This is a genomic window from Micromonospora sp. CA-249363, assembly GCF_050950185.1.
Classification (GTDB): domain Bacteria; phylum Actinomycetota; class Actinomycetes; order Mycobacteriales; family Micromonosporaceae; genus Micromonospora.
Window position 1 is genome coordinate 3,242,259 of record NZ_CP192020.1, and the last position, 14,662, is coordinate 3,256,920.

The window sequence follows — 14,662 nt, forward strand, 5'->3', positions numbered from 1 at the left end:
ACGCTCAACTCAACGCGATAGCAGGTGTTCGATGGCAACTCTTCCGGTACTGCCCCTGACCGACGCCGTGCTCCTGCCCGGCATGGTCATCCCGGTGACCCTCGACCCGACCACCCAGGCCGCCATCGACGCGGCGCGGGCAACCGGCGACCGCAAACTGCTGGCCGTCCCGCGTATCGACGGCGAGTACGGCCCGATCGGCGTGGTCGCCACCATCGAGAAGGTCGGCCGGCTCCCCGATGGTGAGCCCGCCGCCGTCGTCCGTGGCCTGTCCCGCGCGCGCATCGGCTCCGGCGTGCCCGGTCCCGGCGCGGCGCTCTGGGTCGAGGCGACCGAACTCGACGAACCCGCTCCCGCCGGCCGCGCCCGGGAACTCGCCCGCGAGTACCGCGCCCTGGTGACCTCCGTGCTTCAGCAGCGGGGCGCCTGGCAGGTCATCGACGCCGTGGAGCGGATGACCGACCTCTCCGAGCTGGCCGACTCGGCCGGCTACGCGCCCTGGTTGACCCTGGAGCAGAAGACCGAACTGCTCGCCGCGCCGGACGTCACCGCCCGGCTGGAGCTGCTGGTCGGCTGGGTGAAGGACTACCTGGCCGAGCAGGAGGTCACCGAGCAGATCAACAGCGACGTCCGCGAGGGCCTGGAGAAGTCGCAGCGGGAGTTCCTGCTGCGCCAGCAGCTCGCCGCGATCCGCAAGGAGCTGGGCGAGGACGAGCCGGACGGCTCCGCCGACTACCGCTCCCGGGTGGAGAGCGCCGAGCTGCCGGAGAAGGTCCGCGAGGCGGCCCTGCGCGAGGTCGGCAAGCTCGAGCGGGCCAGTGACGCCTCCCCGGAGGCGGGCTGGATCCGTACCTGGCTGGACACCGTGCTCGAGATGCCGTGGAGCACGCGTACCGAGGACAACACCGACCTGGCCGCGGCCCGGGCGGTGCTCGACGCCGACCACGCCGGTCTGTCCGACGTGAAGGACCGCATCCTGGAGTACCTGGCCGTACGCAACCGCCGTGCCGAGCGCAACCTCGGCGTGGTCGGCGGGCGCGGCTCCGGCGCGGTGCTCGCCCTCGCCGGCCCTCCCGGGGTCGGCAAGACCAGCCTCGGCGAGTCCGTCGCCCGGGCGCTCGGGCGCAACTTCGTCCGGGTGTCGCTCGGCGGCGTCCGCGACGAGGCGGAGATCCGCGGTCACCGGCGCACCTACGTGGGCGCGCTGCCCGGCCGGATCGTCCGCGCCCTGCGCGAGGCCGGCTCGATGAACCCGGTCGTGCTCCTCGACGAGGTGGACAAGCTGGCCGCCGGCTACGCCGGTGACCCGGCCGCCGCCCTGCTGGAGGTGCTCGACCCGGCGCAGAACCACACCTTCCGGGACCACTACCTGGAGGTCGACCTCGACCTGTCCGACGTGCTCTTCCTCGCCACCGCCAACGTGGTGGAGTCCATCCCCGGCCCGCTGCTGGACCGGATGGAGCTGGTCATGCTGGACGGGTACACCGAGGACGAGAAGGTCTCCATCGCCCGTGACCACCTGCTGCCCCGGCAGCGGGAGCGGGCCGGGTTGACCGCCGACGAGGTGACCGTCGCCGACGAGGCGCTCGCGCTGATCGCGGGGGAGTACACCCGCGAGGCCGGTGTGCGGCAGCTCGAACGGGCCCTGGCCAAGATCCTGCGCAAGGTGACGGTGACGCTGGCGACCGACCCGTCGCCGGTACGCGTCGACACCGACAACCTGAGCGGCTACCTGGGGCGGCCGAAGTTCACCCCGGAGTCGGCCGAGCGTACGGCGGTTCCCGGTGTCGCCACCGGGCTCGCGGTGACCGGCGCCGGCGGCGACGTCCTCTTCATCGAGGCGACGAGCATGGAAGGTGAGCCGGGGCTGACCCTGACCGGCCAGCTCGGCGACGTGATGAAGGAGTCGGCGCAGATCGCCCTGTCGTACCTGCGCTCCAACGGGCGACGGCTCGGCATCGACCCGAACGCCCTGGCCGGACGGCGGATCCACGTCCACTTCCCGGCCGGCGCGGTGCCCAAGGACGGCCCGAGCGCCGGCATCACGATGGTGACGGCCCTGGCGTCGCTGGTCACCGGCCGCCCGGTCCGCCCCGAGTTCGGGATGACCGGTGAGGTGACCCTCTCCGGTCGGGTGCTGCCGATCGGCGGGGTGAAGCAGAAGCTGCTCGCCGCGCACCGGGCCGGCCTCACCGAGGTGATCATCCCGGCGCGCAACGAGCCGGACCTGGACGACCTGCCGACCGAGGTGCGCGAGGCGCTGACCGTGCACACCCTGGCCGACGTGGCCGACGTGCTCGCCCTGGCGCTGCGCCCGGCCGAGGTCGAGGCGCTGGACGGACCGGCGCTCTTCACGGTCTGACGCTCCATATCGATGACCCCCGCCGTCCCTGTGACGGCGGGGGTCATCGGCGTCCGTACTGTCTCGCCTGACGCTCCTCATCACCTTCGCCGCGAGGCGGTCCCCCGGAGGTAACCCCGTGAACCTGGTGCTCTGGATCCTCCAGATCCTGCTCGCCGCCGTCTTCGCCGGCGCCGGCCTCGCGAAACTGGCCCAACCCAAGGACAAGCTGCGCGATGTGATGCGGTGGGTGGACCCGGTCCCGCCGTCGCAGGTCAAGGCCCTCGGCGCGGTCGAGGTGGCGGCCGCCCTCGGGCTCGTGCTGCCCGCGCTCACCGGCATCGCCACCGTCCTCACGCCGCTGGCAGCCGTCGGGCTGGTCATCGTCATGATCGGCGGCATCCTCGTGCACCTGCGCGACCGGAAGAAGCGCGAGACGGCGGCCGAGCGTCAACGGGAGATCCAGGGCGCGATCACCTGCGCGGTGCTGCTCGTCCTCGCCGCCGTGGTGGCGTGGGGACGCTTCGGCCCGTACTCCTTCTGAGGCCCCCGATCGGCTGCTGAACGGGCCCGTCGGCGACCGCCGTGCCGCGGCGGTCGCCGACGTCGTGCTCAGCGCTCGTCGCGTCCGCGGTCGCGGCGCACGGTCGCCTTGCGGCCCTTGATGGTGCTCTGGCGCAGCCCGGAGATCACCTCGTCGGCGACGCCCTGCGGCACCTCGACCAGGGAGAACCGGTCGGCGATCTCGATCGAGCCGATGTCGCGGCCACGGATGCCGGTCTCGCCGGTGATGGCCCCGACCAGGTCCTGGGGGCGTACGCCCGCGCGCCGACCCAGGCCGACGAACACCTGGACGGTGTTGCCTCCGCCGGCGCGCGGCCGGCCGCCGCCGCGCCGATCGCCGCCCCGCCCGCCGAAGTCCGCGCGGCCCTCGCGCGGGGCGCGGACCGGAACCTGCGGGATCTCCTCCTCGTCGTCGGACCCCGGCGACGTCACCTCGTGGGCGAGCTTCACGGCGGCGAGGGCGACCTCCATCAGGTCGAACTCGTCGGTCAGGGTCTCCACGATCACCCGGTACGGGTCGAGGTCGTCCTCCAGCAGGCTTTCCCGCAGCGCCGCCTGCGTCAGCTCCAACCGGCGCGTCCGCATGTCCGCGACGGTTGGGATCTTGTCGATGGTGATCCGCTGACCGGTCACCCGTTCGATGGTCTTGAGCATCCGGTGTTCGCGCGGCTCGGCGAGGGTGATCGCCACGCCCTCGCGGCCGGCGCGGCCCACCCGACCGATGCGGTGCACGTACGACTCGGGCGCCGACGGCACGTCGTAGTTGACCACGTGGGTGAGCTGTTCGACGTCCAGCCCACGGGCCGCCACGTCGGTCGCCACCAGCAGATCCGCCGTGCCGGCGCGCAGCCGGCCCATCACCCGGTCCCGCTGTTCCTGACTCATCCCGCCGTGCAGCGCCTCGGAGCGGTAACCCCGGCCGTTCATCGTCTCGGTGAGCCGGTCCACCTCCTCGCGGCTGCGGCAGAACACGATCGCCGCCGTGGGCGACTCCACGTCCAGGACCCGGCCCAGCGCGGCCGGCTTGTGTGCGCGGGTCACGATGTACGCGCTCTGCCGGACCCGGGGCGCCTCGCCCGCGACCGGCTGTTCCCGACCGATCTCGATGCGCACCGGCTCGGTCAGGTGCTGGCGGGCCATCCCGTCGATCCGCGACGGCATGGTGGCCGAGAAGAGCACCGTCTGGCGTTGCTCCGGAGCGTGCTCCAGGATCGCCTCGATGTCCTCGGCGAAGCCCATGTCGAGCATCTCGTCGGCCTCGTCCAGCACGACCGTGGACAGGCCGCCGAGGCGCAGGGTGCCCCGGGCGATGTGGTCCAGTGCCCGCCCGGGGGTGGCCACCACCACGTCGACACCGCTGTCCAGAGCCCGCAACTGCCGGCCGATCGGCTGCCCGCCGTAGATCGGCAGCACCCGCGCGCCCAGGTCCTTGCCGTAGCGGTGGAACGCCTCTGACACCTGGACGGCCAGCTCCCGGGTCGGCACCAGCACCAGCGCCACCGGGTCCCCGCCGTCGCGGTGGGCCGGCATCCGGTGCAGCAGCGGCAGCGCGAACGCCGCCGTCTTGCCGGTGCCGGTGGCGGCCTGACCCAGCAGGTCCCGACCGTCGATCAGCGGTGGAATGGCCTCCCGCTGGATGGGGGTCGGCTCCTCGTAACCGAGGGCGGACAGGGCGCCCAGCAGTTCGGCGCGCAGCCCCAGGTCCGTGAAGGCGGTCACGTCGGGGTCGCTGACGGCCGGTGCGTCGTGCTGTGCAGGTGCGGAACTCATGTGCCAAGCCTTTCATCACCCCGTCGGGGCCGTTGCGCCGACCGGCACAACACCGCCCGGCGGGCTCAGGCGTCGGTGCTCAGGATCGCCAGCACCATCACTGCGGCGAGGGCCGCGTCGAGCACGCCGCACCATTCGGCGTACCCGCGCGGCACCACCCGGCCGGTTCGGTGATGGACGAAGTCCCATCCGGCGTGCGCCAGCCAACCGACCGCCACCAGCCACGCGGCGGTCCGCCCGCCGGCCGCGACGGCGACGAGCGTCAGGGTGACCCAGACGGCGAGGCCGGCCAGTTGGGTGGCGAGCACGCCCGGCCCGCGCAGCGTCCGCCGGGCCAGGCCGATCACCAGGTACCCGCCGGGCAGCACCAGCATCGTCCACGGGCTGAGCACCGCCGGGTCGACCCACATGTCGACGGTCATCAGGAGCGCGAGCCCGGTCGGCCAGCGGCGGGCGAGCGCCACCACGGCCGGGTGCCGGCGTACCGCTGTCGGTGCGTGGTGCCGGTGGCGCAGCGCCACCGCCGCCATGGCCGGCACCATGAGCAGGTGCCCGCCGAGCAGCAGGGCGTCGCCGTCCAGCAGGCCGGCCCGGAACGGCACGAACAGCAGCAGGAACGGCACGTACATGGCGGCGGCCATCTCGCCGACACCTCGCCAGTGGTGCCCCCGGTAGCGCATCCACACGCTCATGCCCACGGTCATGTTCGTGGCCATCACCAGCGCGGCCACCTCCGGGCGCGCCAGCGTCGCGCCGACCCCGAGCGGGGTGCCGGCCGCGTCCCACAGCGGTCCGAGCAGCAGCATTCCGGCGACCATCGCGATCGCCATCTCGCCGAGGTGCCACCACCACCCTCGCGTCCCGCCGGTCGCCGCCGCGACCGGGGGCGCCGGCTGGTCGCTCGGCGGCGGCGCGGTCAGGGGTACGGCGGGTGCGGTGTCGGCGTACATCCGTGTCTTCTGCATGCCTCGACCCTGCCGGCCGTCGCGCGTGCGGGGCAGATGCGTCCGTCACCGGAAAAACGTGCGGGCCGCACGGTCGGACCGTGACAAGTCGCAGGGGTGGACCGTGCGCACAGCGGTCCTAGGATCGACGCGTGTTGAGCGAGGCGGGGACTCCCCGGGCGGACCGCCGGTTGCGCCGGGCGCGTCAGGCGACGCTGCTGTCGCTCGTCACCGGCGTCTGGGCGAGTCTCCTGTTGCCCGCGGTCGGTCTGTTCCGTGAGCCCGAACCGGTCCGTGCGGCGCTCGGCGCGGTCGGCGTACTCGCCTTCCTGATCGCCCAGACCGCCGTGCTGTACGCGGCCGTGACACCGTGGCTCGACCCGCGCTGGCGTCGCGGCTTCCACCTGGCTCTGGCCGGGGCGGCGGTGCTGACCGTTCCGCTGGTAGGGCCGGTGGCGGCCGGCGCCTGGCCGACGTGGGCCTGGCTCGGGGCGGCGCTGATCGGTATGGCGCCGCTGCTCGTCCGGCTGCGGGCCGCGTTCGCGGTGGCAGCAGCCGTCCTGCTGGTGTCGGTGGCCGTCGCCGAATGGACCGGCGGTTCCGTCGCCCGCCACCTGGCGGTGACCGGTGGGGTCGGGGTGGGCATCGCCGCTCTCAACGGCTTCCAGGTCTGGTTCTGGGATCTCCTGGTGGACGCGCGGCAGGGCCAGGCGGCGCAGGCCCGGCTGGCCGCCGCCGAGGAGCGGCTGCGCTTCGCCCGCGACGTGCACGACGTGCTGGGGCACCGCCTCACGGTGATCGCCCTCAAGGCCGAGCTCGCCGCCCGGCTCGCCCCGGTCGACCCCGAGCGGGCCGGTCGGGAGGCTGCCGAGGTCCAGCGGCTCGCCGCTTCCGCGCTGACCGAGGTACGCGAGACCGTGCACGGCTACCGCGTCGTCGACCTCGACGAACAGCTCACCGCCATCGTGGGGGTGCTGCGTTCCTGCGGCGTACGGTGCACGGTCCTGCCGCCGCCGGCGGACCTGCCGCAGTCCGCCGCCACCGAACTGGCGGCGGTGCTGCGCGAGGCCGGCACGAACGTGCTGCGGCACAGCCGGGCCGACTGGTGCCGGATCCGCATCGACCGGGAGGACGACGTGGCCAGGATGACGGTGGTCAACGACGGCGCCGACGACCGGGGCCCGGACGCGCACAGCCACGGTCTGCGCGGTCTGGCCGACCGGCTCGCCGCCGCCGGGGGCGACCTGCGGGTACGCCGCGAGGACGGCGTGTTCACGATCGAGGCCACCGTGCCGGTGACGACGTGATCCGCGTCCTGCTCGCCGACGACGAGGACCTCGTCCGCGTCGCGGTCGGCGCGCTGCTCGGCCTGGAGCCGGACATCGAGGTGGTGGCGCACGCCGCCGACGGGCCGGCGGCGGTCACCGCGACGCTCGCGCACCGCCCGGACGTGGCCGTCGTGGACCTGGAGATGCCGGGGCTCGACGGCATCGCGGTGGCCGCCGAGCTGACCCGCGTCCGTCCCGAGTGTGCGGTGGTGGTGTTGACCGGGCACGGCCGCCCGGGGCACCTGCGGCAGGCGCTCACCGCCGGCGCTCGTGGTTTCCTGCCCAAGGGCTCGCCCGGCGGCGCGCTCGCGGACGTGATCCGCCGGGTGCATGCCGGGGGCCGGTACGTCGATCCGTCGCTGGCGGCCGACGCGTTGACCCTGCCGCCGTGCCCGCTGACGCCCCGCGAGCTGGAGACGCTGCGGCTGGCCGAGTTCGGCGCACCGGTCGCCGTGATCGCCCGCCGGGTGCACCTGTCCACCGGCACCGTCCGGAACCACCTCTCCGCCGCCGTGCAGAAGCTCGGCGCGGCCGACCGGGCCGAGGCGGTCCGTATCGCCCGGGACAACGGCTGGCTCTGACCCGCGAGCACTCCTGAGTGGCGGTGATCAGCGGGAACGCGCCCAGGTGACGAACCGGTCGTCGAGGTCGGCCGCCGTCGTGCCGTGCTGCGCGGCGGCCTCGTCCCGCAGGACCAGCAGGTAGGTCACCAGGGCTGACCGCTTCCCGCGGTACTCGCCGAGGAGACTCAGCTTCGCCGCCGAGCACGGCCAGGCGATCCCGCACGACTGGCACCGCCAGGTGGGACGGGTCGGCAGATGGGCGAGACGCCGCCGCCTCACCCGGACGCTCCCGTCCGTGCCGGCAGGCGCTCAGGCCCCACGGAGAGCCACCGCAGCCCGTCGCGGAGAACGAACAACTCCCGCTTCGCCACCCAACTGGTACCCCTCGACCCACGTCCACCCGCAGTAGGTGTGGCGGTCGGTCAACTCGCGAACGACCCGCAGGGTGAGCGGGCGGACTAACTGCGGACTGGCGGCACGGGTCAGGTACAGGACGTCCCCGACCCTGATCGTGCGGTCACCCTCAACGCTCTCCGACACGTCGCGCTCCTTCCGAGGTGGAGGGAGCCGCCCCTGAGCGTCAACCCCCAGGGGCGGCTCCGTTGCGAACGCGTCCGCCGGGTCTCGGGTCCCTGCCGGCCGCGCCGTTCACACAACACCCTGCCGACGGTTGCGGCCCAACTACACTGCGTTGCACTATGGCGATAGGACGTTCGGGATATCCTGGGAGGACAGCGGATGAACCACGCCGTCGTGGAGGCCATGGCCCAATGCGGTGAGACGGCCGACTCCCTCGCCGCTCAAACTGGCGTCGACCCGAAGACTGCCGCCCGCTGGGCAAACCCCGGACGGATTCCGCAGACCCGACACCGTGCCCAGGTCGCGGCGATCCTCGGCCGAGAGGTGACCGAGCTGTGGCCGGACGTCCTGAAGCGCCGCGAGCCGGTGTGGCTGCGTGCCTGGATCGACTGGGAACGGGAAGCGGTGGCGCTCCGCTGGTTTGAGCTGGCCTGGGTGCCTGGCCTTCTTCAGACCGAGGCTTACGCGCGGGCGACGCTGGCGGGCGAACCGCTATCCACGGAGGAGGTGGACCACCTCGTAAAGGCCCGCATCGGCCGTCAGGCCATCCTCCATCGTGATCAACCGCCCCTGCTGATCGCGGTCATGGATGAAGCCGTTCTGCAGCGATCGGCGAACGGCGAACGGCGCCTCATGCGCGACCAGTGCACGTACCTCGTTCAGTGCGCGCAACTTCCCTCGGTGCAGATCTACGTCGTGCCGACGTCCGCAGGGATGTATTCGGGTCTAGGCGGACCGTTCATCGTGGCCGAATTGGAAGGCGGTACACGCGTTGCTCACGTGGACAGTCAGGCGCAGGCGCAGATAATCGACCAGTCTCCAGAGATTGCTACCCTTGACCGACGGTGGGAACGCATCCGCGGGGAGGCTCTTTCTCGCGGACAGTCCCTAGACCTGCTCAGGGAAGCGGCATCCTCATGGACCTGACCGGTGCGCAGTGGCGTAAGAGCACCAGGAGCGGCAACAACGGCGGCTCGTGCGTGGAGGTTGCCGACAATCTCCCGGGGGTGGTTCTCGTTCGGGATACGAAGGACCGTGACGGTGGGACGTTGGCCTTCGCGCCGCAGGCGTGGCGGGGCTTCGTCGCCTTCGCACGGGCTCAGCGCTGACCGATGAGACAAGCCAGGCCATCATGTCCGAATTGGAGGCAATGATGGCTTGATGCGCAGGAAGATCGCGGCGGGTCCGCTAGCGTGTTCGGGTGCGTACGGTGGAACTGCTCTGCTCGCCCGGGTTGGACGCCGCGATCCGCACGGCCTGGACGCGGCTGGCCGCCGCCGGGTTGCCGAGCCTGGCCCGCAACATCCATCCGACGAACCGGCCGCACCTGACCCTGGCGGCCGTGGACGACTTCCCGCCCGGTGTCGAGCGGCAACTGGCCGACCTGTTCGACGCCGCGTTGCCGCTGCCGGTGACGCTCGACCGGGTCGTCGTCCTCGACGGCAGCGCCCCGTTGGTCTGGCTCGTCCGGCCCACCCCGGCGTTGACGGCGCTGCACGCCGCTGTGTGGGAGGTCCTCGACCGGGCCGACGGTCACCGTCCCTGGCACGCCCCGGGATCGTGGGTGCCGCACCTCAGCCTGGCGCTGCGGTTCCGCGACGCGGACCTGCGAATGGCCCGCGCCGTGACCGGTGGGCAGCGCCCGACCGGCGCGTTCGACGCGGCGCGCAGCTACGACGGAACGGACCGCACGGTCACCACCCTCCGCTAGCGTCCCCGCGCGGGTGCGCGAATCGTGGAGGGCTTCTTTGGGTGAGATCGGAGGATTGTTCGGTCTGCGTCAGGTCTCGGTGATTACGGTGTGTTTCAGGGCGATCCACCCAGTGCCGTGACCGGAGAAGGGACCCCGTCATGCGAGTGCCCAGCCGTAGTCCGGGACAGCAGCCCGCGTCGCCCACCGCCCCAGCCCGTCGCCGACCCTCCGCCACCGCCGCCCGTCGGCTCCCCAGCGCCGCGCCCGACCTCGTCGCCTACCGGGCGGCCGTGGCCGACCTGCTCGTCGAGGTGGGGGCCCTGGCCGACGCCACCAGCACCCGGGCGCGTCAGGTGCTCATCGACGAGCGGCTGCGTGAACCGGCGCTCGCGGCCGTACTCGACGCCACCCCGCAGGGCCTGCTCGGCGCGCGCGAGACGCTCCTGCTGGAGATGGCCCGTTATCAGCCGAACGAGCGCACCTCGGCACGCGATCTCACCGCCCTGGTCCGGATCTACCTGCTGTCGCGCATCGACGTGCTGTGGTGGCAGGACGCCCCGGTGTTCCACACCGACGACCAGGTCAACGGCAGCGCGGAACTCGTCGACCTGGAGTGGCTGCGTCGCCGGGACCTGCTGTGCTTCCGGTACCAGGAGCAACCCGCGACCGTGCTGGGCCGGGCCGCGCGTGGACTACGCCGGCGACTACGCCCCGACGCGACCCCGCACACCGCCGGGCTGCTGTTCCGCCGCGCCCGCCGGGAGGTGGTGGCGCTGCTCAACGAGCTGGGCCGGGAGTTCGCCGCCGCCGCGCCCGCCGGCACCCCGCCGCTCTGGGTGACGAGCCTGGTCCGAAGCACCGAGCACCAGTACCGGCTGCGTCGACTGGGCTACGCGGCGATGCTGCCCAGCGGCCACTGCCTCGGCTACTCGGTCGACGTCGAGCTGGCCTGGTTCACGCGGTTCGGCGCGCGCGACGCCCTCGCGGAGCTGTTGCTGGCCCGACAGGAGGCCGGCGACCTCAACGTGATCGACGAGGGGCAGGCCTGGCACCTCTGCCTCGCGCCCACCGCCCGGCGCCGGCTGCGCCGGGCGTACGAGGCCGAGATGGGGGTCTGAAGTCGTGTGCGGTATCGCGCTCAGCCTCGGCCCCGAGGCCGATCCGGCGACGTTCCGGCGGATGCTCGCCGTCCTCGCCCCGCGCGGCGAGGTCACCGAGACCCGCTGTGAGACGGGTCTGCTCGCCGGCACCCGCCGACTCCGTGTGGTCGACCGCGACCGGGCCGTGCAGCCCTGGACGTCGACCGACGAGCGCTGGCTGCTCTGCTTCAACGGCGAGATCTTCAACCACCGGGAGCTGCGCGCCCAGCTCACCCGGCTCGGGCAGGTGTTCCGCACCGACAGCGACACCGAGGTGCTGTTGGCGGCGTTCCAGCAGTGGGGCGAGTCGGCGGTGACCCGCCTGCGCGGCGAGTACGCCTTCGCGGTCGTCGAACGCGCCACCGGCCGGGCGTATCTGGCCCGCGACCCGCTCGGCGTGAAACCGCTGTACTGGTCGCGGCAGCCCGGCTGCCTGCACCTCGCCTCCGAGGTCAAGGCGCTCGTCGGGCACCACGCCCCGGTCAGCGAGGTGCCTCCCGGGCACCACGGCTGGGCGGAGACGGACGGTTCGGTGCGACTGCGCCCGTACGTCGACCTGCTCACCATCGGCGAGGGACTGCCGGTCATCGACGACCCGGACGAGGCCACCCTGCTCGTCCGGGCCGCCCTGACCGACGCCATCCGGATGCGGGTGGAGACCGACCTGACCGTCGGCGTCGTCCTCTCCGGCGGGCTGGACAGCTCGTTGACGCTGCGGCAGGTACGGGACATCCACCCGGACTGCGTGGCGGTGACGGTCGGCGTGCCGGACAGCCCCGACGTCGCGTACGCCCGCCGCCTCGCCGCCGACCTCGGTGTGCCGCACGTCGTGGTCGAGCTGCGCCCGCGCGACATCCGGCTGGCCGACGTCCGCGAGGCCATCCGGATCTCCGAGCTGACCGAGTACGGCGACATCATCAACGCCGTCGTCTCCGTACCGATCTTCCGGCGGCTGCGGGACCTGGGCGTCAAGGTGGTGCTCACGGGTGACGGCTCCGACGAGCTGTTCGGCGGGTACCCGATGTACCGCCAGGTCGACCCGATCGCGTCCCGCCGGCTGTTCCTGCACCGCATCCGCAACCTCTGCCGTACGGAGTTGCAGCGGGTGGACCGGGCGGCCATGGGGCACGGGGTGGAGGCGCGGGTGCCGTTCCTCGACCTCAGTGTCGTGGAGCTGGCGATGCGTCTGCCCCTGGACCTGAAGGTGCGCGACGGCCAGGAGAAGTGGATCGTGCGGAAGGCGTTCGCCGACGTGCTGCCCGACTACGTCGTGCGGCGGCCCAAGCACCCCATGTCGTACTCCTCCGGCCTGCACGAGCGGGTACGGCTCTACAAGCCGCTGTTCGCCCGGATGCACCGGTCGTTCGGCTACGACCTGCTGGAGCCGGTCCGCCGCGACTTCGACACCGTGCTCAGCCGGTGTGGCAACGACCTGGACCGGGCCATCGCCGACGGGCTGAACCGGCCCGACTACACCGTCCTGGAACATGCCCGCGACCTGGTCGGGGCCGCGAAGTGGAACGCGGCGCCGATGGTCCGCCGGCTGGTCGGACCCCGTCCGTCCCGCCGCTCACCGGTGGGCTGACCCCCGCCCGACGCTTGACTCTGACACGGTGTCAGGGACCAGCGTGAGGGGATCATGTTCACCATCGGAGACTTCGCCCGACTGGGCCGGGTGTCGGTGCGGATGCTGCGCCACTACGACAGCATCGGCCTGCTGCGCCCGGCCGACGTCGATCCGCACACCGGCTACCGCTTCTACCGGGCCGAGCAGTTGCGGCGGCTCAACCGGGTGATCGCCCTCAAGGACCTGGGGCTCACCCTGGAGCAGGTGCGGGCGATCGTGGACGAGGCCGTCGACACCGCCGAGCTGCGCGGCATGCTGCGGCTGCGGCGCAGCGAGCTGGCCGCCCGGCTGGCCGCCGACACGGCCCGGCTCGCGGCGGTCGAGGCGAGGCTCCGGATGATCGAATCGGAGGGTCGGATGACCAGCCAGGACGTCGTACTCAAGGAAATCCCGCCGGTTCGCGTGGCGGAGCTGACCGCCGTCGCGCCCAGCTACGAGAGTCAGGACATCGGTCCGGTGATCCAGCCGCTCTACCCGGAGCTGTTCCGCCGGCTCGACGCCGCCGGGATCACCCCGTCCGGGCCGGCCATCGCCTGGTACGAGCCGGCCGACGACGAGGGCGAGGCCGTGGTGGTGCACGCCGGGGTGAGCGTCGGCGGTGGTGTCGCGGCGGTTCCCGACGTGACGGTGCGGGACCTGCCGGCGGTCGGGACGGCCGCGACGATCGTGCACCACGGCTCGATGGATGACGCCGACCGGAGCGTCCAGGCCCTCGCCCGGTGGATCGAGGACAACGGGTACCGCCCGAACGGGTTCGCCCGCGAGGTGTACCTGGACTACTCCCAGGACGCCCCGGAACAGGGCGTGACCGAACTCCAGCTCGCGGTCGAACGGGGCTGATCCTCGCGGCGGTCGGCGCTCAGCTCACCAGCAGCAGCGCGCCGACCGCCGCGAGGGTGCCGACGACGGCGAGCAGGGCGCTGGTCAGCACGAACCGTCGCACCGGCACCGTCACCCCGGCCGCCCGGCAGCGTTCGAACCAGAGCAGGGTGGCCAGCGACGCCCAGGGCGCGGCCAGCGGGCCGACGTTCGTGCCGATCAGCAGGGCCAGCAGCCGGGTGTGGTCGACGGTCGGCAGCACCGACTCGCCGGCCAGGTACGCCGGCAGGTTGTTGACCGCGTTTGCCAGCAGCGCCCCGGTGCCACCGGCCCGTAGCGCGCCGGCGGCGCCCCCGTCGGCGCCGACCAGGCGGGCGACCAGGTCGTCGAGCCCGTGCCTCCCGAGGGTCTGCACCACCAGGAACAGGCCGACGACGAACAGCAGCAGCCGTACGGGCACCAGCGCCGGGCGCAGCGTCGCGGGGGAGCGGACCACGAAGCCGACCAGCACCAGCGCGAGGGCGACGGTGGAGGCGAGCCCGATCTCGACCCCGGCGAGGATGCCGGCGACGAAGAGCAGGCAGCCGGCGAGCGCGGTGCGGTGCAGCACCGGATCGGCCGGCACGTGCGGGGCCGGTGGGACGAAGCGTCCGCCGTCCGGTCGTTCCCGCCGCCACCAGGCGTACCAGAGCAGCGCCATGGTGGCCGTCACGGCCGCGAGCTGCGGCAGCGCCATGCGTTCGGCGTACGCCAGGGGGGTGAGGCCGACCCGGTCGGCGGCCAGCAGGTTCGTCAGGTTCGACACCGGAAGCAGCAGGCTGGCGGTGTTCGCCAGCCAGACCGTGGTGACCGCGAGCGGCCCGGCGGGGACGCGCAGGCTGCGGGCCAGGGCGAGCAGCACCGGGGTGAGCAGCACGGCGGTGGTGTCGAGGTTGAGCACGAGGGTGGTCACCGTGGCGAGGCCGCCGCAGAGCAGGAACAGCGCCGCCCAGCGGCCCCGGGAGGCGATGGCCAGTCGGCTGGCGAGCACGTCGAAGACGCCCGCGACAGCGGTCAGTTCGGCCAGCACGATGACGGTGCCGAGGAAGAGCAGCAGCGGCAGGATGCGGTGCAGGGTGGCCGTGGTCTCGGCGTGGGGGAGCAGCCCGGTCAGCGCGCAGACCGCGCCGGCCACCGCGAGGGCGACGGCCACCAGGTCGAGCGGGTGGGGACGCCAGCGCGCGGTCGGCTCGGGCGGGGCCGGCGGCGCGCCGGCGGCAGACTTCACAGGTGACCACGTTGACACAGGGTCCGGT

General features: G+C 72.9%; 14 protein-coding genes. 10 read left to right on the top strand and 4 right to left on the bottom strand.

The features are described 5' to 3' along the window. Positions 1-31: 31 nt before the first annotated feature. Positions 32-2,362, top strand: a complete 2,331-nt coding sequence (gene lon, locus ACQPZK_RS14935; RefSeq protein ID WP_433538870.1) for an endopeptidase La — start codon at positions 32-34, stop codon at positions 2,360-2,362. Between the two features lie 118 nt (positions 2,363-2,480). Next, on the top strand, positions 2,481-2,885 hold the full coding sequence (locus tag ACQPZK_RS14940; RefSeq protein WP_433538871.1) for a DoxX family protein: 405 nt from the start codon (positions 2,481-2,483) through the stop codon (positions 2,883-2,885). Positions 2,886-2,953: 68 nt separating this feature from the next. Here ACQPZK_RS14940 and ACQPZK_RS14945 read toward each other — a convergent pair whose 3' ends face one another. Both ACQPZK_RS14945 and ACQPZK_RS14950 read right to left on the bottom strand, forming a co-directional pair. Further along, complete coding sequence (locus ACQPZK_RS14945; RefSeq protein WP_433538872.1) at positions 2,954-4,675, bottom strand: DEAD/DEAH box helicase; 1,722 nt, start codon at positions 4,673-4,675, stop codon at positions 2,954-2,956. Between the two features lie 65 nt (positions 4,676-4,740). After that, positions 4,741-5,640, bottom strand: coding sequence for a hypothetical protein (locus ACQPZK_RS14950; protein WP_433538873.1), 900 nt, complete (start codon positions 5,638-5,640; stop codon positions 4,741-4,743). 131 nt (positions 5,641-5,771) lie between these two features. On the opposite strand from ACQPZK_RS14950, the gene ACQPZK_RS14955 reads away from it, so the two are divergent. Both ACQPZK_RS14955 and ACQPZK_RS14960 read left to right on the top strand, forming a co-directional pair. Further along, positions 5,772-6,926 carry a histidine kinase gene (locus ACQPZK_RS14955; RefSeq protein ID WP_433538874.1) on the top strand — a complete coding sequence of 385 codons (1,155 nt, stop codon included), beginning with the start codon at positions 5,772-5,774 and terminating at the stop codon, positions 6,924-6,926. Further along, positions 6,923-7,528, top strand: coding sequence for a response regulator transcription factor (locus tag ACQPZK_RS14960; protein ID WP_433538875.1), 606 nt, complete (start codon positions 6,923-6,925; stop codon positions 7,526-7,528). The genes ACQPZK_RS14955 and ACQPZK_RS14960 overlap by 4 nt, the downstream gene beginning before the upstream one ends. Before the next feature lie 27 nt (positions 7,529-7,555). On the opposite strand, the gene ACQPZK_RS14965 is transcribed toward ACQPZK_RS14960, so the two are convergent. Then, entirely contained in the window at positions 7,556-7,789 is a 234-nt protein-coding gene (locus ACQPZK_RS14965; protein ID WP_433538876.1) for a flavin reductase, read from the bottom strand. Positions 7,790-8,248: 459 nt separating this feature from the next. Here ACQPZK_RS14965 and ACQPZK_RS14970 point away from each other — a divergent pair, with 459 nt between their 5' ends. The 6 genes from ACQPZK_RS14970 to ACQPZK_RS14995 all read left to right on the top strand — a co-directional run bounded on the left by ACQPZK_RS14970 (position 8,249) and on the right by ACQPZK_RS14995 (position 13,388). Then, positions 8,249-9,016, top strand: a complete 768-nt coding sequence (locus ACQPZK_RS14970) for a DUF5753 domain-containing protein (protein WP_433538877.1) — start codon at positions 8,249-8,251, stop codon at positions 9,014-9,016. Next, entirely contained in the window at positions 9,013-9,198 is a 186-nt protein-coding gene (locus tag ACQPZK_RS14975) for a DUF397 domain-containing protein (RefSeq protein WP_433539217.1), read from the top strand. Before ACQPZK_RS14970 ends, ACQPZK_RS14975 begins: the two co-directional genes overlap by 4 nt. Positions 9,199-9,290: 92 nt before the next feature. After that, positions 9,291-9,800 carry a 2'-5' RNA ligase family protein gene (locus ACQPZK_RS14980; RefSeq protein WP_433538878.1) on the top strand — a complete coding sequence of 170 codons (510 nt, stop codon included), beginning with the start codon at positions 9,291-9,293 and terminating at the stop codon, positions 9,798-9,800. A gap of 140 nt (positions 9,801-9,940) precedes the next feature. Further along, positions 9,941-10,900 carry a DUF5715 family protein gene (locus ACQPZK_RS14985; protein ID WP_433538879.1) on the top strand — a complete coding sequence of 320 codons (960 nt, stop codon included), beginning with the start codon at positions 9,941-9,943 and terminating at the stop codon, positions 10,898-10,900. Positions 10,901-10,904: 4 nt separating this feature from the next. After that, positions 10,905-12,506, top strand: coding sequence for an asparagine synthetase B family protein (locus ACQPZK_RS14990; RefSeq protein WP_433538880.1), 1,602 nt, complete (start codon positions 10,905-10,907; stop codon positions 12,504-12,506). A gap of 54 nt (positions 12,507-12,560) precedes the next feature. Continuing rightward, positions 12,561-13,388: a MerR family transcriptional regulator gene (locus ACQPZK_RS14995; protein WP_433538881.1), complete on the top strand. Its 828-nt coding sequence runs from the start codon at positions 12,561-12,563 to the stop codon at positions 13,386-13,388. A gap of 19 nt (positions 13,389-13,407) precedes the next feature. Here ACQPZK_RS14995 and ACQPZK_RS15000 read toward each other — a convergent pair whose 3' ends face one another. Next, on the bottom strand, positions 13,408-14,634 hold the full coding sequence (locus ACQPZK_RS15000) for an SLC13 family permease (protein WP_433538882.1): 1,227 nt from the start codon (positions 14,632-14,634) through the stop codon (positions 13,408-13,410). Positions 14,635-14,662: the final 28 nt, after the last annotated feature.